The following is an 18,779-nucleotide window of genomic DNA, read 5'->3' as shown; positions in this document are numbered from 1 at the left end:
ATGAAACAAAAAAAAATAAATTTCGTAATTTACATTATTATAATTCTTTTTTACTGCTCATGTGAATCGAACATTTCTGAAGTTTCCCTAAGAACAAAAACCAATATAAATTCAAATTGGTTTTATCTAGAAAACAACACCGAAGAAATAGAAGAAGCATTACAACAAAAAAATTGGGAAAAAATAGATTTGCCACATACTTGGAACTCATTAGACGCAACAGATATAACACCAGGGTACAGGCGTAATGCTAGTTGGTATAAAAAAAACTTTTCAATACCTAAAGTTGAGAATCAACTTTATAAACTAAGCTTTGAAGGTGTTAATATAGAAAGCGAAGTTTATGTTAACGGTAAAAAAGTAGGAGGCCATGTTGGTGGCTATATAGGTTTTTCTATTGATATTACCAATGTTATTCATGAAGGCGAAAATGAAATTTTAGTTCGGGTAGATAATAGTTATAATCCCGAAGTAATACCTTCACAAAAAAGTGATTTTTTTATTTTTGGAGGTATAACAAGAGATGTTTGGTTAGAAACGCTTCCTAAAGAGCATTTATCTAACTTAATGATAACCACCCCACAAGTATCAAATGAAAATGCAGAATTATTAGCAACAGTAAAAATTAATAATTTTAATGATGACCTAAATTTACAGGTAAAAGCATCCTTATTGGATAGTGACGGAAACTCAGTTGTTTCATCACTTGTAGAAATATCTGAAGAAACATTTACAATTAAATTTAAGAATATTCAAAACCCTAAACTTTGGCACCCAGATACTCCAAATTTATATACATTAAAACTTCAGCTAATTCAAGACCAGATAATAAAAGACGAAATAGAAGAACGTGTAGGTTTTAGGTGGTTTGAATTTAAAGATTACGGAGCGTTTTATTTAAACGGTAAACGCTTGTTGTTAAGAGGAACTCATCGCCATGAAGAGCATGCGGGGGTAGGTGCAGCTATGAGTAATGAACAACACAGAGCAGATATGGAACTTATAAAAGATATGGGCGCTAATTTTGTAAGGTTAGCTCATTATCCGCAAGACCCAGAGGTTTATAAAGCTTGTGATGAATTAGGCTTATTGGTTTGGGATGAATTACCATGGTGTAGAGGTGGAGTAGGAAATGACACTTGGAGAGCAAACACCAAAAATATGCTAGGAGAAATAATAAACCAAAATTATAACCACCCCAGTATTATTATTTGGTCTTTAGGAAACGAAATTTATTGGTTGCCAGATTTTGAAAATGGCGATGATAGAGAGCAGATTAATAAGTACTTAAAGGAGTTGAATGATTATGCTCATAAACTAGACCCTTCAAGAAAAACAGCCATTAGAAAATATTACGAAGGCGCTGATATTGTTGATGTGTTTTCGCCATCTATATGGTCTGGGTGGTATTCAGGAAGTTATAAAAGCTACCAAAAAGCAATTAATACTTATAAAAAGCAGTATCCTCATTTTTTACATGCTGAATACGGTGGCTCTAGCCATTTAGGTAGGCATACAGAGAATCCTATTACTGGTGAAGGTAAAATAAAATCCGACGGTTGGGAAGAAGCCATAGTACAAACCGATGTAGCCAATATTGCACAAATAGGAGATTGGAGTGAAAATTATATAGTTGATTTGTTCGATTGGCACCTTCGAATTTCAGAAAACGATTCCACTTTTGTAGGTAATGTACAATGGGCATTTAAAGACTTTGGCACACCCTTGCGACCAGAAAATGCTATCCCGTACATGAATCAAAAAGGACTGGTAGATAGAGCAGGCAACCCTAAAGATGCTTTTTATGTGTTTAAAAGTTATTGGAGCAGAGAACCATTTACTTATATAGAATCCCATACCTGGACAGAGCGTCAAGGACCTAAGGGCAAACCACGAAATATTAGTGTTTATAGTAATTGTCCAGAAGTAGAACTGTTTTTAAACGGAAAAAGTTTAGGGGTTAAAAAACGAGATACAAAACAGTTTCCTGCTTCAGGATTAAATTGGGAGGTTTATTTTAAAGAAGGGATAAATACACTTGTTTCAAAAGGAGAAAACATTGATGGTACTTTTGTACAAGACGAATTAAAGATAAATTATAGGTATAAAAAAAATGGTAAAGCAAGGGCTTTAGAACTCAGTTATGAAAATTTAGATAATGGAAACTATTTAATTACAGCAACAGCTATTGATAAAAATGGACTTAGATGTCTCGATTATGAAAACAGAGTATATTTTCAATGTTTAAGTGGAGGCGAAGCTATTGTGAGTCAGGGTACTCCTACAGGAAGTGAAATTATAGAAATGTCCAATGGTAAAGCTTCAATAGAAGTAAAAAGATTTGAAAAAGAAGAGTCCTTACAAATTATGGTGTTAAACCAGAGTTTTAAAGGAACCTATTTAACAATTGAGTAAATTAAAATGGTATTACTTGTAATAGTTAAGATTTAATCGACACTATCTCGTAAAGTGTGTAAACAAAATTTATCGAGGGTTTAATTTTTTCTAAAGTTGCCCCCTTTTTTCAAATATAGTTAAAAATTGGTTTAAAATAATGCCCCAGTTTCTAATGGGCATCGACCATTTTTTTGTGGCCTCTCTAAGGGCTAAAAAAGTGGACTTCATAACGGCTTCGTCCGTTGGGATCGAGAGCTTGTTTTTAGTGTATTTCCTGATTTTTCCATTAAGGTTTTCAATAAGGTTGGTGATGTAAATGATTTTTCTAATCTCTACAGGGAACTCATAAAATACGGTAAGTTCGTCCCAGTTGTCCCTCCAGCTTTTAACGGCATATGAGTATTTAGTCTCCCATGTTTTTGCAAAGTCGTTCAAAGCAGCTTTAGCCGCTTGTTTGGTAGGCGCATTATATATTTCTTTCATATCCTTAGAGAAGGCCTTTTTATCTTTCCATACCACATATCTGCTAGCATTCCTGATTTGATGCACTACGCATATTTGGGTAGTTGATTTAGGAAATACATTTTTGATGGTTTGAGTAAATCCATTAAGATTGTCTGTAGCGGTTATGAGCAGGTCTTGAACACCACGAGCCTTTATATCTGTGAGTACACTCATCCAAAAGGCAGCAGATTCATTCTTGCCGAGCCAAAGTCCCAAGACCTCTTTTTTACCGTCCCTACGCAGACCTACAGCAATGTACATGGTTTTGTTGACCACTTTGGAGTTTTCCCTGACCTTGAACACAATACCGTCCATCCAAGTAATTAAATATACTGGTTCTAAGGGTCTGTTCTGCCATGCGACAATGTCGTTGGTGACTTTATCCGTAATACGCGAAATAGTGGATGTGGACACATCAAAACCGTAGACTTCACGGATCTGTTCTTCTATGTCGGAGTTGCCCATGCCCTTTGCATACAGACTGATAATGACATTTTCGATGCCATCAGCCATATTGGTGCGTTTGGGAACTAACATAGGATTGAATGAAGCGTCCCTGTCTCTAGGTACTTTTATGCTGGTCTCACCAAGTGAGGTCTTTACCTTTTTTGATCTATAACCATTACGGGAGTTCGTGTTGTTGGAAACTTCATGTTTTGAATAGTCCAGGTGGGCATCAAGCTCGCCTTCGAGCATCTTTTCTATACCTCGCTTTTGAATGGATTTTAAAAATGAGGTAAGCTCTTCGCCCGTTTTGAATTGTTTTAAAAATTCATCGTTTAATAAATCTTCTTTCTTCATAAGTGCATAAAATTTAAAATTAATCAAAAAAATATCGAGGGTTGCAACCCTCGATATTTTTTTACTTTACACACTTGGAGAGATACTATCTTTAAAACTATTTTTAATAGGTTGTGCAACGGTTACCGATGTTGTAGGTAGTTTTTATTCCGCTATTTTTGTAATTCTATTATATTTTTCTTTTAAAGTTAAATATTCTTTTTCTCCGATTTTTTCTGTTTCAAATTCTATTCCCTTTAATTCCTTCTTTTATTTTTCAAGATTACTGTTTTCAAAAACTTTAATCTTTCTAGTCTATTTTTTTGTATATTAAAACGTCTTTTCCGCTAATAATTTCCGCAAATATTAATTCTCCATTTTCATAAAAATTAATATCAATATCCATTAATTTTCCATATTTGTATTTGACGTTAGATTTTGTTTCTTTTCCAGTAGAATATTTTCTAAAAATAGTTATTCCGTCTTTGTCTTTTTTCTCAAATTTATTTTCTAATTTTCCTTTTTGATTTATTCGAGATATAGATTTTTCAATATTTTCTGTCCAATCTGATTGGATAAAAATCAATAATATAATGGATAAAATATATTTTATTTATTTTAGGTTTTTAAAGTCTAGTCCTGAAATATGGTTACAGGTAAATAAATTGACTTACACTGTTTTTAAATATACCATATTTGGTATTTTGAAGTCTAAAGATAAATGAATCTTAGACACTTTGTGGGATAGTGTTGTTAAGATAGCTCCTCTCAAAATTATTTGATATCATTTAGCACTAAATGATTATCTTTACAATCTATGATTCCAGACACTATAAATCGGTCTGTAATTCGGTTAGTAATAAAAGCATAAACAAGGAGAAACCCAGTAAATATGAGGGCTAAAGAAATAGGTTCGAATCCCTTCGCTATTAATTATATATACTAGACTTTTTTAATACTCAACTAACCTTGCATATAACATTTTCTAGAGCTTCATCGGCCTCCTTATGCATAAAATTAGCTTGATAATTTATTGTAGTCTTTAAATCACTATGACGATATAGCTTTTGGAGCATTATTGGGTGTATCGTATCGCTAGCGATGTTGCCAAAACTATGTCTGGCAATATGCATGGTAAGCTTCTTGTCTATTCTTGCCTTTTCTGCGATAGATTTAAGGTAATAGTTTAATTTTTTATTTGCTGTTTTAATTTTTCTAAAGACATCTTTTGGATCTTTCATGTTGGCCTTTTTTAGTTCAGGAAATATGAAATCGTTGTTATGTCTTTTATTTTTTTCATAGGATTTTAGTATTTCATAGACTTTTTCAGGGATTTTCAAGGATAATAATTTTGAATTTTTGCCCATTCTATATTGAAGTCTACCGTCTTTTATGTTACTCCATTTAGTGCGAAGAACATCAGAAACCCGAACACCTGCAAAATTGAAGCTATATAGCCAAATATTTCTGGTATGTACCTCTCCATAGGAGAGGTTATTGAGATTCTCTATACGAAGGATTTCATTTGCATTTAAACCTATCTTTTCACTTTCAGGAAATTTAATTTTTATTCGGTCTCCTCCAAAGGGATAAAGTTTCTTTTTTATAATTCTAGCTTTAATAGCTCTATTGTAAAGAAGTCTTATTAAAACGAGAACATTCATTATTGAGGTTTCGCAGAGTTTATGTTCCTTTATGAGAAATACTTTAAGCTTTTTTAAAAACCGCTCATCTATTTCCAGAAAACTTAATTGTTTAGACTTGTTGAATTTCAAAATATATCCAACATAGGCTGAATCGCAGGAGAGTCTATTAAACTTGTTTAATACTTCTAATTCATCTAAATGTTCTTGCGCGAGTTCAAAGAAAGTCGTTTTTTTGGAAGCTCTGTCTCTGTAAATATCTTTCTTGATTTGTACAGTAGTGGCATCCATATCCTTAGCTTGCAATGCAATAAGTTCTTTGTTTACTTGCTTAATTTTGTTCTTAATAAGTCCATTAATTTCTTTTGAATTAGGGTGGTTTTTATTTACTGATTTGTTTTTGTCATCCCAGTCTTCAATTTGGATATAGATACCAATATGCTTGTAGGTCGAACAACGATTTTTTGTTATTCTTATGGCGAGTGGGTAAAGTCCTTGTTTGTTGGGCTTTTTTCTTAGGGTTATTTGAGCACTAACTGCCATTGCTGTCCTGTTTTAATAGTGAAAGTCAAATCAGGTACAACATTTCGATTAAAATATGTCATAAAGATAGTGAAAACCTAAGATTTTTGGGTACAACATAGGTACAACATTTATTGATTTTGAGTGATTTTAATTGTATTTAAAAGAAATCAATAAAAATGTAACTAATTAAAAATCAACTTATTTGCGTTTCTTTAGGCAAATATACGCTAGACTTAGGATCTAATGCCGCGAGGTGTGCGAGTTCGAGTCTCGCCGCCTGTACAAAAGTCGAAGAGAAATCTTCGGCTTTTTTTATTTAAAATAAGCTCGGAAAAATGTTTGGATACAACATAGGTACAACATTTTGTTTCTTTTTGTCCATTTAATAGTATTTGATATAGTTTGATTTCTTTTGGTAGAATGGAAAAAAACTTTGTTACTCTTTTACAGAACGGTATCAATTCTTTTTTAACTTTAGTCAAAAATTATAACCCTTTTCATTTGCAATTTCTACAAGACTTATTAGACAATAAAGAGCCTTCCAATCGATGGCAAGATTATAGAACCTTTTGTGACAATATTAAAAATGTTGATATAGACCTTTATGTTAAGGCACTACCAGAATTGCTTAAAAACTTAAAAAGTAACTATCCTGTAAGAAATCTTCAAATAGCCATTACTCGCGAAGCAAAAGAGGATGCTTCTTTTGGTAAAGAAATTTATTTAAAAACACTTGAAACGAAAAATCCTGATTCGTATTTTACATTAATGGATATTCTATCCGGATTATATCATTCAGACCAAAAGTTTTCAATAGATGAAATTAAACGCCTAATCGAAGATGATAACATAAGCTTAAATGAAATAGGAATAAAATCTATCGTCAAAATTGATTTGATAGCGAAAACAACACCAAAAACATTTGTGAGCTGGATTGAGAAACAATTCAATAGTATTATTAATAATAAGACTCTTGAGGAGTTATGGCCATCCGTTTTCTTTACCATTAGAAATAAAAGAAATGAATTAAAAAATGCAGATAAAATTATAGATAAGCTATCAAGTATTAAGACTATTGAAATTCAATTAGAGCTCATTTACTTTTTGGATTACAATATAGATTTAGGCAACGAAATACACCTCTTTAAAAAATATCTTCCATTGTTGCTTCACATTGATATAGAACATGCAGGAGCGTATAATCAATTGGCTTATCGATTGGAAAATATGGCTAAAACCAATTTAGATTTGGTAGTTGGTTTTATTACAGATTGGGTAGGGATAAGTCCAAAAAATGCTAGAAAAATAGAATATTTCAGCCATTTGCTGAATACACTTTGCGATGATTTTTATTCAGATTTCCAAAAGCTATATACAAATTGGTTAAATAAAGACAATCCAAATTTTCATATTGCCATTTTTGAAATGAATAGTGCTAGATATATGAGAGATTTATCAGGATTGACGGTTTCAGAAGTTCTAATAAAGGACTTTTCAGATTACGATATTGAATATATCACGTACAAAATACTTGCCTATGTTTATGATAAAGACACCTCTCTGTCTTTGGTATATTCTATACTTGAACAAAAAGTAGATAATAAAGAGGTTGTAGTTTTCTTAGCTGATTTGTTTATTAACCACTTAATTTTTAATTATTATTCAACTATTGAATTTTTAAATTTAAAAAAGAAGACGGCCAATAGGAAATTAAAAAAAATAATAAAAGATATTGTTGAAGAAGGAGAAGATAAATACAAGGCGTATTCAGATTTAGAAAACCTAAAAGAATTTGCGCCTTCAGAGAGAAGAATGATATATTATAATAAAATTCAGAATAGAAAATTTAATAAATCCTATAAAGAGAGTGAGTCAGAAAGTTCATCATTTTTAAGTATGATTACGAATATCAATTACAGAACGGGAAAGTCTACATTTTCAAAATACCAAGGCAAATACACCGAAAAGATGACACCAGCACTTATTTCGCATAGTGGCGAAATGCCAAGAGGCGAATTTATAGATCCCATAGGTCAAGCAACAGAACGGTTACTATGGCAAAATTTTAAAAGAAGGCAATGAGATTTTTACTGAGTGAATATATTAATCTTTTAAAAGAAGATAATGAACTTGATGTGTTGCTGACTGATCTGCTAGTTGGAATGAAATTTACAACTATCTCAAAGCCAATGAAAGGTCGTCAATTTGGTGTAGATATTTCAGCTGTAGGTATTGATCCAGAAGATAGTATTAAGAAGGTGTTTTTGTTCGCTGTAAAACAAGGTAATCTAACAAGAACCACTTGGGATGGAGATGTCAACGCCATACGCTCAACTCTAAACCAAATTAAAGACACGTTTATTCCAACATCACTTACAAATCGTTTAAAAAAACTTCCTAAAAAAATAATAGTTTGTACTAATGGTGTTATAAATCAAAATGTTTTAGTTGATTGGACACAATATATCGACCAGAATACTACAGATGCTGTTGAATATGATTTTTGGGGTACAGGCGAAATAACTGCAATGCTTGACGACTATCTTGTTAGTGAAAAACTATTTCCACAAGAATATCAATCATTATTAAGAAAGTCTTTGGCATTTTTAGATTTACCTGATTATGATTTATCACATTTCTATACGCTGATTCAAAAAATTTTAGACAAGCAACCCAAACAAAAAAGACAAATATTAAAAAAGTTAAGACTGGTACGATTATGCCTTAACATTATATATAAATGGTCTCAAGACAATAATAATTTGAAACCTTCAATTTATGCAAGTGAACGATGTTTGTTACTAAGCTGGCACTTTATGCAAGAAGGTAATCATTTGGAGAAAAATTTTGTAAGACAGGAATTTTACAAAATCCATTCTTTAAAAAGAAATATAGGTGTCTATTATTTTAACAAAGTTGCTAAACATTACAAAACAGAGCACAGTATATATAAATACAGCAGAAATAGTCTAGAGTACAGTCTTAATGTTTGGGAAGAAATAGGAATTATAGCAACAATAGGGTTAACGGAAATACAAGAGTTTAGAATCCATTATAGAGAAGGTAATGAAGAGCATGCTCAAACATATTACCAAAGCGCTCTTTCAATTAGTAACGGATTATGTTTGTTTATAAAAAACAATCCACCTTCAAAATATCCAGAATACGATGTGCATAGTATTGAAATAGCTTTAGCACTTAACTTAATGAATTTTACAAGAAACTTTAACCCAGCCAAAAAATGGATTTCTGAAATGACTTTAGGTTTTAATAACAGATATAAAATAAATAAGTTTTTCCCATTGTTTAGAAAAAGTTATGATAAGCTGGTGGATATTCATAATGGAGATGAAGAATGTGAAATTCAGTCTTCAATGATAGTTCTTATATTGGCAGAATACACTTTAGTTTTAAAGGATGAAGACCTATATCAGTTTGTTCGTAAGATCCCTACTGAACTTTTTCCAGATTTGAACTTACAAATATGGTTTCCACTTGAAGAAATGGAAAATAAAATATGTGTTCAGGATTATAGTCGTGGCGAAGGAACACTAAAACATTCTGTAACACTATACGAGAATGTAGAAGAGTACAAAAAAGAAATGGTATCAGAAATGGAACTCTTCGGACCAGAAAAGGACTTTAAAATTTTTAAACATAGTTTCGATATTGTTGCTCACGTTGCAAGTAGGCACTACAAAAGCCAACCTTTTCCTTTAACGTGGCGAGTTTTAATGAAACAAGAAGTCTCAACAAAAGAATAGAATAATGTCAAATCCAATAAAGCAACATTATATACCACGTTCATATTTAAAGAACTTTGCAGTTGAAGGAAGAAAAAGAAATTATTTTGTCGATGTTTATAAAATGGACAATGATATGCTTTTAGAGCAAATAAGCACAAAAGATATTTGTTTTGAAAAAAACATTTATACAATTCCTGCTGAATCAGATGAAGTAAAATACGCCTTAGAAAAACATTATGCTGAAAATGTTGATAGCGAGTTTCCAAAAATATATAAATTACTTGTTGATGAAAAGGTATTGACAGTTAGTCAAGAGCAAAAAATTCAAATACTATATGTATGCCTATCATTATATTTTCGTACACCAAGAATTTTAAATCTTCAAAAAGGTATGAATAAACAAATCTTTGATAGGGCAGCTCAAACAGCAAATGAACATGGTTTGATAAAAATGAATTTATTTGGAGAGAAAATGGAATTTCATGTTGATGAAATAGAGGAGGTTAAAAAACAGTACGATGAACGTTCAAGAACTGCCTTCTTAGTTAACCACCTTGAACAATGGGGAAACTTTGTTAAATACAAATACGATTGTACAATAAATGTAATTAAAATAGAAGATTCAAATGCGCCAATAATTACTTGCGATAATCCAGTTTCAATTAGGCATTTTGAAACTAATAAATTTCAAGGTTTATATGATCCCAAAGCAGTTATTACTTTACCCTTGGATCGTTCACATTATTTAGAGATTCATCCTAATGATTACGCAGATGGACAAACGAGAATTAATAGACTTACTCAAGACAGAGACTATGTATTTACAACAAATGGCGTTACACAACAGAATGCTGAAAACTTATTAGTAGCATACAAAGGAGATATTGATAAACATTTTGATATTCAAAACCATTATGAAAACCCAGACAATGGAGAAGAGTTTTTGAAAAAAGCTAAATACAGGGCAGAGCAAGCCCTCGTTTTATTTGATGTTTTAAAGAAAAAAGGGTTTGTTTCAAAAGAGTTTATAGGTAAACTTAAAGAACTTTTAGAACATCCATATTGTAAAGACGATATCCAAATGTTGAAGTACAAAAAGGTGCTATCAAAAATGGGTAAGTGGTAAATTGGTTATTTGTTTTTTGCAGTTTTATATCTAAACTTCTGTTAAACAAAATTTAGGAGTTGTTAAAATTTTATACCTTTGTACTCAATATGAAACAAGTATTCCATAAAGCAATGTCTTTGGCAATGGCTTTTGTAGTGTTACTCTCTACAATGTCATTTACGCTCAGTATGCATTATTGTGGAGATACTTTGGTAGAAACTGCTATGTTCCATAAAGCTGAAGGATGCGGAATGGAAATGGATAATCCTTCAACTGAAGGTTGTTCTATTACAAAAAAGAATTGTTGTAATGATGAACAATTGGTAGTTGATGGTCAAGACGAACTACAATTACAAGTTGACAAAATTTCTTTTGAACAACAAGTATTCATCGCTTCATTTGTTTATACCTATATTAATCTTTTTGAAGGTTTAGATAACAATGTGTCTTCTTTTGAAGAATACAAACCGCCACTCGTCATAAGGCAACTCTACAAAATTGACGAGACGTATTTAATTTGATTTTTAAACAATAGACTGACTTATCCTATGACTTTATGTCATAAGGATAATTTGCTGTATTCGGTGTTTTCTTAACGCCAATGTCTAACTGTTTAATAATCAAAGCCAATGCTAAATAAAAGCATCAAATTTTTAATAGAAAATAAACTCGTAGCAGTTCTGTTACTCGTCCTTTTTGTAGGATGGGGAACTGTAAACGCACCTTTTAATTGGGATACAGGATTTTTGCCAAGCAACCCTGTAGCGGTTGACGCCATTCCAGATATTGGAGAAAACCAACAAATTGTATTCACAAAGTGGGATGGTCGTTCGCCACAAGATATAGAAGACCAAATCACTTATCCATTAACGACTTCTTTACTCGGTATTCCAGGAGTAAAAACCATTCGTAGTTCTTCTATGTTTGGGTTTTCAAGTATCTATATCATTTTTGAAGAAGATATAGAATTCTATTGGAGTCGCAGTCGTATTCTAGAAAAACTCAATTCATTACCAAGTGGATTATTACCAGAAGGTGTTAATCCTGCATTGGGACCAGATGCCACAGGTTTGGGACAAATATTTTGGTACACTCTTGAAGGTCGAGATGAAAATGGAAATGTTACTGGTGGTTGGGATTTACACGAACTGCGTAGCATTCAAGATTATTACGTAAAATATGCTTTATCTACTGCAAGCGGTGTTTCTGAAGTAGCTTCCATTGGTGGTTATGTTCAGGAGTATCAAGTTGATGTCAATCCAGAGTTGATGCGTCAATATAACATTAGTTTAAACCAGATTGTAAAAGCGGTTAAAAGTAGCAATCAAGATATTGGTGCGCAGACTATAGAAATTAATCAAGCTGAATATTTAGTACGTGGTTTGGGTTATGTGAAATCTGTTGAAGATATTGAAAATACTGTAGTTACTTCAGAGGATTTTACTTCAATTAAGATTAAAGACATTGGTAAAGTATCATTAGGTCCAGCAACACGAAGAGGTTTATTGGATAAAGAAGGTGCGGAAGTCGTTGGTGGTGTTGTAGTTGCACGATATGGTGCAAATCCAATGGAAGTCATTAATAATGTAAAGGCGCAAATTGAGGAGCTGAAAGGCGGATTACCTTCAAAGGTATTGGCAGATGGACGAACATCTCAATTAACAGTTGTTCCTTTCTATGATCGTACCGAGCTTATTGAAGAAACATTAGACACGCTTAATGAAGCGTTGACACTAGAAATATTAATTACCATTTTGGTTATTATTGTTATGGTTTTCAATTTAAGAGCTTCTATTTTAATTTCTGGATTGTTGCCTGTTGCAGTATTAATGGTATTTGTAACCATGAAACTGTTTAACGTAGATGCCAATATTGTAGCACTTTCTGGTATTGCTATTGCAATTGGAACTATGGTAGATGTAGGCGTCATTCTCGCAGAAAATATGATTCGCCATCTCGATGATGACAAATTACGATTACGAGAAGATGGTACAGAGTTAACTACGAATGAAGTAGTTTATAATGCGACTTCCGAAGTTTCTGGAGCGATTTTAACTGCGGTATTAACTACAATTATCAGCTTTGTTCCTGTATTTACAATGATTGGTGCAGAAGGAAAATTGTTTAGACCATTAGCATTTACCAAAACGATGGCGTTATCAGCATCTTTGGTTATTGCCTTATTTCTAATCCCACCATTAGCAGCTTATTTATTCAGAAAAACATCACTTAAAAAGTCATTTAAATACATCATAAATGGTGCTTTAATAATTGCTGGAATAGCAATTATGGTTACTGGATATTGGTTAGGGATTATTTTAATTGCTTTTGGTATTACTGGTTTACTTGGAGTCTTTGGTAAACTAAATAAGAAAAACAGCAATCTTGTAAATATTATTATTTCGTGTACTGCCATTATATTTTTACTTGCCGAATATTGGAGACCACTAGGCTTTGACAGAAGTATTTTAGTCAATCTTATTTTTGTAGCTATTATTTGCTTCGGAATTTTAGGAATATTTTCAATTTTCAGAAAGTATTATGGTCAAATTTTAAATTGGGCTTTAGCAAACAAGTTATTGTTTTTAATTATTCCGGCAACTGTGCTTGTTTCTGGAGGATGGATTATGAACAATACAGGAAAAGAATTTATGCCATCTCTAAACGAAGGTTCTTTTCTATTAATGCCAACCTCATTACCACACTCAGGTGTTGAGGAAAATAAACGTGTGCTTCAGCAATTGGATATGGCTGTAGCCACTATTCCAGAAATTGAAACCGTAGTAGGAAAGTCTGGTAGAACAGAATCTGCATTAGATCCTGCGCCTTTATCTATGTACGAAAACATGATTCAGTATAAGTCTGAATACATGCGTAACTCAAAAGGAAAAAGACAACGTTACAAAGTAAACGATGATGGTGCTTTTGAATTGAAAGATGGAACATTTATCGCCAATCCTAATAATTCCGAAAATGTTGTTTTTACAAAAGTTATACATGCTCAACTTATCGAAGATAATGATGGCGAATTCTATCGTAATTGGCGACCAGAAATTAATAGTCCTGATGATATTTGGAATGAAATAGTTAGAGTTACCAAATTACCAGGAGTTACTTCTGCACCAAAATTACAACCGATAGAAACCAGATTGGTAATGCTTCAAACAGGAATGCGTGCACCAATGGGAATAAAAGTAAAAGGACAAGATTTAAAACAAATTGAAGCGTTTGGATTGCAGCTAGAAACCATTCTTAAACAAGCAGAAGGTGTAAAAGAGCAAGCTGTTTTTGCAGATAGAATTGTAGGGAAACCTTATCTACTTATTGATATTGATAGAGAAAAAATAGCACGTTATGGTGTATCTATAGAAGATGTACAAAGTGTGCTGAAAGTAGCAATTGGCGGTATGGCTATTACTCAAACTGTAGAAGGAAGAGAACGCTATGCTGTTAGAGTGCGATACCCTAGAGAGCTACGAGGTAATCCAGAAGATATAAAAGGCATCTATATTCCTGTTGAAAAAGGAAGTCCTATTCCATTAAGTGAATTAGCGACGATTCGGTATGAGCAAGGTCCACAAGTCATAAAAAGTGAAGATACCTTTTTAGTTGGCTATGTGTTGTTTGATAAATTAGATGGGTTTGCAGAAGTTGATGTTGTTGAAAATGCGCAAGCTTTATTTCAACAGAAAATAGATTCAGGAGAATTAACTGTTCCAAAGGGCATCAGCTATAAATTTACAGGCACTTATGAAAATCAGTTACGAGCAGAAAAAACGCTTTCTGTTGTCGTTCCATTAGCACTTGCTATTATTTTCTTGATTCTATATTTCCAATTCAAATCTGTTACTACGTCACTCATGGTTTTTACAGGAATAACAGTTGCTTTTGCGGGTGGTTTTATAATGATATGGCTTTACGGCCAAGATTGGTTTTTCAATTTTAGTTTGTTTGGAGAGAATATGCGAGACCTATTCAATATGAAAACTATCAATTTAAGTGTTGCGGTTTGGGTAGGTTTTATAGCATTATTTGGTATTGCTACAGATGATGGTGTCGTTATGGCAACATACCTCACGCAAACTTTTGAGCGTGAAAAACCTTCTGATAAAAAGAGTATTAGAGCTTCCGCATTACAAGCAGCCGAAAAACGTATTCGTCCGTGTTTAATGACTACTGTAACTACCATTTTGGCGCTGTTACCAGTATTGACATCCACAGGAAAAGGAAGTGATATTATGATACCTATGGCAATTCCAATATTTGGCGGAATGGTTATAGATATTACCTCTTATTTTATTGTACCAGTATTATACAGCTGGAGAGAAGAGTTTAAATTGAAAAGAGCAAACAAATGAAAAGAATAATTTATACACTCATAGGTTTATTAACTTTTAGTGTTTCTAATGCACAAGAATTAGAAACGCTTATTAATGAAGCATTAAATAACAATCCTGTAATTCAAAAGTTTGAATTACAGTATAGTATTGCTTCCGAAAAAGTGAATGAAGTAAATACATTGCCTAATACCGAATTTGGTGTGGGTTACTTTGTAAGCGAGCCAGAAACCCGAACAGGAGCGCAACGCTTCAAAGTATCAGCAAAACAAATGTTGCCTTGGTTTGGTAATATTACCACAAGAGAAAACTATGTGAGTGCTTTGGCAGATGCTAAATACGAGGACATTGTTATTGCCAAAAGAAAACTGATGGCTTCTGTATCGCAATCCTATTATAATCTCTACGCTAATAAAGCAAAACAAGACGTTTTAAACGAGAATATTAAACTACTTAAAACCTACGAAACGTTAGCATTAACATCGGTTGAAGTTGGCAAAGCTTCAGCTGTAGATGTTTTACGATTGCAAATGCGTCAAAATGAAATGCAACAGTTATTAGATGTTTTAAGTCAACAATTTTTAGCAGAACAAACTACTTTTAATAAGCTTTTAAATCGTGATAAGGATGTACAAGTTTCTGTTATTAATGAGTTAATAATTCCTTCAGAAGATTTTGAAATCAATTCTGGAAATTTATCTCTACATCCTGAATTACTAAAATTCGATAAACTCTATCAGTCTGTAGAGCAATCTGAATTATTGAATCAAAAAGAAAGTAGTCCAATGATTGGTTTCGGTTTAGATTATATCAATGTTGATAAACGTCCTAACATGGATTTTAGTGACAATGGAAAAGATATAATTATGCCAATGGTATCAGTATCAATTCCCATATTTAATAATAAGTACAAATCCCAAACCAAACAAAATGAGTTGCAACAGCAAGAGATTTTGGCACAAAAACAAGAGCGCACAAATGCATTAGAAATACTATTGGATAAAGCAGTAAACGATAAGATTTCAGCAAGAATAAGTTATGCAACCCAAACGAAGAACTTAAAGCAAGCTAAAGATGCTGAAGAGATTCTTATTAAAAATTACGAAACAGGAACGATTGATTTTAATGACGTTTTGGACATACAAGAATTGCAACTGAAGTTTCAAATAAATCAAATTGAGTCTGTTAAAACCTACTATGTGCAAACTACAATTATTAATTATTTAACACAGCAATAATGAAACATACATATCACATACACGGAATGACTTGCAACGGTTGTCGCAGTCACGTAGAAGAAACACTTTCAAAAGTGAAAGGTGTTTCAAAGGCTTCTGTTGATTTAGAAAAAGCAGAAGCAGTAATCGAAATGGAATCTCATATTCCAATAGAAAGGTTTCAAGAAGCCTTAAAGAAAGATGGCGGAAAATATAGTATTCAAAAATTAGGAGAACACCATCATACCAAAGTAGAAATGGAAAAACAGCCAAAAGGTAAAGGTACGGGTACATTTTATTGCCCAATGCATTGTGAAGGAGATAAGACCTATGATAAACCGGGCGATTGCCCAGTCTGCGGAATGGATTTAGTTGAAGAACAAAATCTATCCACAACTTCATCACAGCAATGGACATGCCCGATGCATCCAGAAATTATAAAAGATGAAGCAGGTGCTTGTCCTAAATGCGGAATGGATTTAGTTCCAATGGAAGCAGATAGTTCAGCAGAAGAGAAGACCTATAAAAAATTATTAAAGAAGTTTAAGATTGCAGTTGCTTTTACATTACCAATTTTTTTAATGGCAATGAGTGAAATGCTGACCAATAATCCATTGTATGACATCATGGAACAAAAATATTGGAATTGGATTCAGTTCGCATTATCCATTCCAGTTGTGTTTTATGCTACTTGGATGTTCTTTGAACGTGCCTATAAGAGTATAAAAACATGGAATCTTAATATGTTTACACTTATTGGAATAGGTGCAGGTGTCGCTTGGTTATTTAGTGTTTTTGGTATGTTTTTTCCAGATATTTTTCCAAGTCAGTTCAAAACGGAATCTGGAGCAGTACACGTTTATTTTGAAGCAGCAACCGTCATTCTAACATTGGTGCTTCTAGGTCAACTTTTAGAAGCTCGTGCGCATAGTAAAACGAATTCGGCAGTAAAAGAATTATTAAAGTTAGCACCCAATAAAGCTATAAAAATAGTAGATGGCGAAGATGTTGAAGTAACCATCGATGCTATTGAATTAAATGATATTCTAAAAGTAAAACCAGGCGATAAGATTCCTGTGGATGGCTCGATAACAGAAGGAGATACAACCATTGATGAGTCAATGATTACTGGAGAGCCAATTCCTGTTAATAAAACAGTAAATGATAAAGTAAGTAGCGGAACAATAAACGGCAACCAATCTTTTTTAATGAAAGCTGAAAAAGTGGGGAGTGATACACTACTCTCTCAAATCATCCACATGGTTAATAATGCCAGTAGAAGTCGTGCGCCAATTCAAAATTTAGCCGATAAAGTATCAGGTTATTTTGTGCCTGTTGTGGTCATTATCTCATTACTAACTTTTGCGGTTTGGGCAATTTGGGGACCAGAACCAGTTTATGTTTATGCCTTTGTGAATGCTATTGCTGTTTTGATAATAGCTTGTCCTTGTGCTTTGGGATTGGCAACACCTATGTCTGTAATGGTTGGTGTTGGTAAAGGTGCTCAAAATGGTGTATTGATTAAAAATGCCGAAGCACTTGAAAAAATGGATAAGGTTACGTCGCTAATTATAGATAAGACAGGAACAATTACAGAAGGAAAACCAACCGTTGAAACAGTAGGTTCTTTTGATGCTGATTTTAGCGAAAATGACATTCTGAAATATATTGTTTCGTTGAACAATAACAGCGAACATCCATTAGCAGAAGCTACGGTTAAATATGGAAAAGTACAAAATTCTGAAATTTTAAAATCAGATGCATTTAGCGCAGTTACAGGTAAAGGTGTAGAAGCTACTATTGATAATAAAAAAATAGCATTGGGAAATCCTAAGATGATGGATTATGCTAATGCAGAGATAACCTCGCAAATGGAGGAAGAAGCTAAAACTTATCAAAAACAAGGTAAAACGGTTTCATACTTATCCATAGCTGAAACGGTTACTGGTTATGTAGTTATAGGAGATAAAATTAAGGGGACTAGCGCCAAAGCCATTAAGGAACTTCAAGACAAAGGTATTGAAGTCATCATGTTAACAGGCGATAATCACGACACAGCGCAAGCAGTAGCAACAGAATTAAATCTTACAGATTTTAAAGCAAGTATGTTGCCTGAGGATAAACTCAAAGAAGTCGAGAAACTACAAGAAAAAGGAAAAGTTGTTGCTATGGCGGGCGATGGTATTAATGATGCACCAGCACTTGCTAAAAGTGATGTAGGTATCGCAATGGGAACAGGAACAGATGTTGCTATAGAAAGTGCTATGATAACCTTGGTAAAAGGAGATTTACACGGTATTGTCAAGGCAAGGAATTTGAGTGATGCCGTAATGAAGAATATTAAACAAAATCTGTTTTTCGCTCTCATCTATAACACATTAGGGGTGCCTATTGCAGCAGGTGTTTTGTTTCCGTTTTTCGGAATTTTACTCTCGCCTATGATTGCAGCGTTAGCCATGAGTTTTAGTTCGGTGTCAGTAATAGTGAATGCATTAAGATTAAGAAATATTAAAATATAGAAA

Annotated in this window: 11 protein-coding genes; 8 read left to right on the top strand and 3 right to left on the bottom strand. The window is 33.0% G+C overall.

The features are described 5' to 3' along the window. The gene (locus J1D01_RS08670) at positions 1-2,415 is read left to right on the top strand and encodes a glycoside hydrolase family 2 protein (protein WP_421150552.1); all 2,415 of its coding nucleotides are present in this window, start codon (positions 1-3) and stop codon (positions 2,413-2,415) included. 90 nt (positions 2,416-2,505) lie between these two features. On the opposite strand, the gene J1D01_RS08665 is transcribed toward J1D01_RS08670, so the two are convergent. From J1D01_RS08665 to J1D01_RS08655, 3 genes are all read right to left on the bottom strand, one after another. Continuing rightward, positions 2,506-3,702 (bottom strand): IS256 family transposase, encoded by a 1,197-nt coding sequence (locus J1D01_RS08665; RefSeq protein WP_421150551.1) that lies wholly within the window; start codon positions 3,700-3,702, stop codon positions 2,506-2,508. 289 nt (positions 3,703-3,991) lie between these two features. Next, positions 3,992-4,267 (bottom strand): hypothetical protein, encoded by a 276-nt coding sequence (locus J1D01_RS08660; RefSeq protein WP_421150550.1) that lies wholly within the window; start codon positions 4,265-4,267, stop codon positions 3,992-3,994. A 373-nt stretch (positions 4,268-4,640) separates the two neighbouring features. Next, positions 4,641-5,867, bottom strand: coding sequence for a phage integrase SAM-like domain-containing protein (locus J1D01_RS08655; protein WP_421150549.1), 1,227 nt, complete (start codon positions 5,865-5,867; stop codon positions 4,641-4,643). A 483-nt stretch (positions 5,868-6,350) separates the two neighbouring features. Between J1D01_RS08655 and J1D01_RS08650 the strand changes: the two genes are divergently transcribed. From J1D01_RS08650 to J1D01_RS08620, 7 genes are all read left to right on the top strand, one after another. Further along, positions 6,351-7,931 (top strand): hypothetical protein, encoded by a 1,581-nt coding sequence (locus tag J1D01_RS08650; protein WP_421150548.1) that lies wholly within the window; start codon positions 6,351-6,353, stop codon positions 7,929-7,931. Continuing rightward, positions 7,928-9,613, top strand: a complete 1,686-nt coding sequence (locus J1D01_RS08645) for a hypothetical protein (RefSeq protein ID WP_421150547.1) — start codon at positions 7,928-7,930, stop codon at positions 9,611-9,613. The genes J1D01_RS08650 and J1D01_RS08645 overlap by 4 nt, the downstream gene beginning before the upstream one ends. Positions 9,614-9,617: 4 nt before the next feature. Then, positions 9,618-10,721: a DUF4238 domain-containing protein gene (locus J1D01_RS08640; protein WP_421150546.1), complete on the top strand. Its 1,104-nt coding sequence runs from the start codon at positions 9,618-9,620 to the stop codon at positions 10,719-10,721. Positions 10,722-10,810: 89 nt separating this feature from the next. Beyond that, the gene (locus J1D01_RS08635) at positions 10,811-11,224 is read left to right on the top strand and encodes an HYC_CC_PP family protein (protein WP_203255973.1); all 414 of its coding nucleotides are present in this window, start codon (positions 10,811-10,813) and stop codon (positions 11,222-11,224) included. Between the two features lie 108 nt (positions 11,225-11,332). Further along, a complete protein-coding gene (locus J1D01_RS08630) occupies positions 11,333-15,061 on the top strand; it encodes an efflux RND transporter permease subunit (protein ID WP_421150545.1) in 3,729 nt (1,242 codons plus the stop codon). Further along, positions 15,058-16,278 carry a TolC family protein gene (locus J1D01_RS08625; protein ID WP_421150544.1) on the top strand — a complete coding sequence of 407 codons (1,221 nt, stop codon included), beginning with the start codon at positions 15,058-15,060 and terminating at the stop codon, positions 16,276-16,278. The genes J1D01_RS08630 and J1D01_RS08625 overlap by 4 nt, the downstream gene beginning before the upstream one ends. Next, on the top strand, positions 16,278-18,776 hold the full coding sequence (locus J1D01_RS08620) for a heavy metal translocating P-type ATPase (RefSeq protein WP_421150543.1): 2,499 nt from the start codon (positions 16,278-16,280) through the stop codon (positions 18,774-18,776). The genes J1D01_RS08625 and J1D01_RS08620 overlap by 1 nt, the downstream gene beginning before the upstream one ends. Positions 18,777-18,779 lie beyond the last annotated feature (3 nt).

The sequence above is a fragment of the Seonamhaeicola sp. NFXS20 genome (genome assembly GCF_049132085.1).
Taxonomy (GTDB): Bacteria; Bacteroidota; Bacteroidia; order Flavobacteriales; family Flavobacteriaceae; genus Seonamhaeicola.
This window is presented reverse-complemented; position numbering and strand designations above follow the sequence as displayed.

What these genes read in the sequence shown, in the direction of transcription:
- J1D01_RS08670 (WP_421150552.1), top strand. Translation starts at nt 1, where the DNA reads ATGAAACAAAAAAAAATAAATTTCGTAATTTACATTATTATAATTCTT.
- J1D01_RS08665 (WP_421150551.1), bottom strand. Translation starts at nt 3,702, where the DNA reads ATGAAGAAAGAAGATTTATTAAACGATGAATTTTTAAAACAATTCAAA.
- J1D01_RS08655 (WP_421150549.1), bottom strand. Translation starts at nt 5,867, where the DNA reads ATGGCAGTTAGTGCTCAAATAACCCTAAGAAAAAAGCCCAACAAACAA.
- J1D01_RS08645 (WP_421150547.1), top strand. Translation starts at nt 7,928, where the DNA reads ATGAGATTTTTACTGAGTGAATATATTAATCTTTTAAAAGAAGATAAT.
- J1D01_RS08640 (WP_421150546.1), top strand. Translation starts at nt 9,618, where the DNA reads ATGTCAAATCCAATAAAGCAACATTATATACCACGTTCATATTTAAAG.
- J1D01_RS08635 (WP_203255973.1), top strand. Translation starts at nt 10,811, where the DNA reads ATGAAACAAGTATTCCATAAAGCAATGTCTTTGGCAATGGCTTTTGTA.
- J1D01_RS08630 (WP_421150545.1), top strand. Translation starts at nt 11,333, where the DNA reads ATGCTAAATAAAAGCATCAAATTTTTAATAGAAAATAAACTCGTAGCA.
- J1D01_RS08625 (WP_421150544.1), top strand. Translation starts at nt 15,058, where the DNA reads ATGAAAAGAATAATTTATACACTCATAGGTTTATTAACTTTTAGTGTT.
- J1D01_RS08620 (WP_421150543.1), top strand. Translation starts at nt 16,278, where the DNA reads ATGAAACATACATATCACATACACGGAATGACTTGCAACGGTTGTCGC.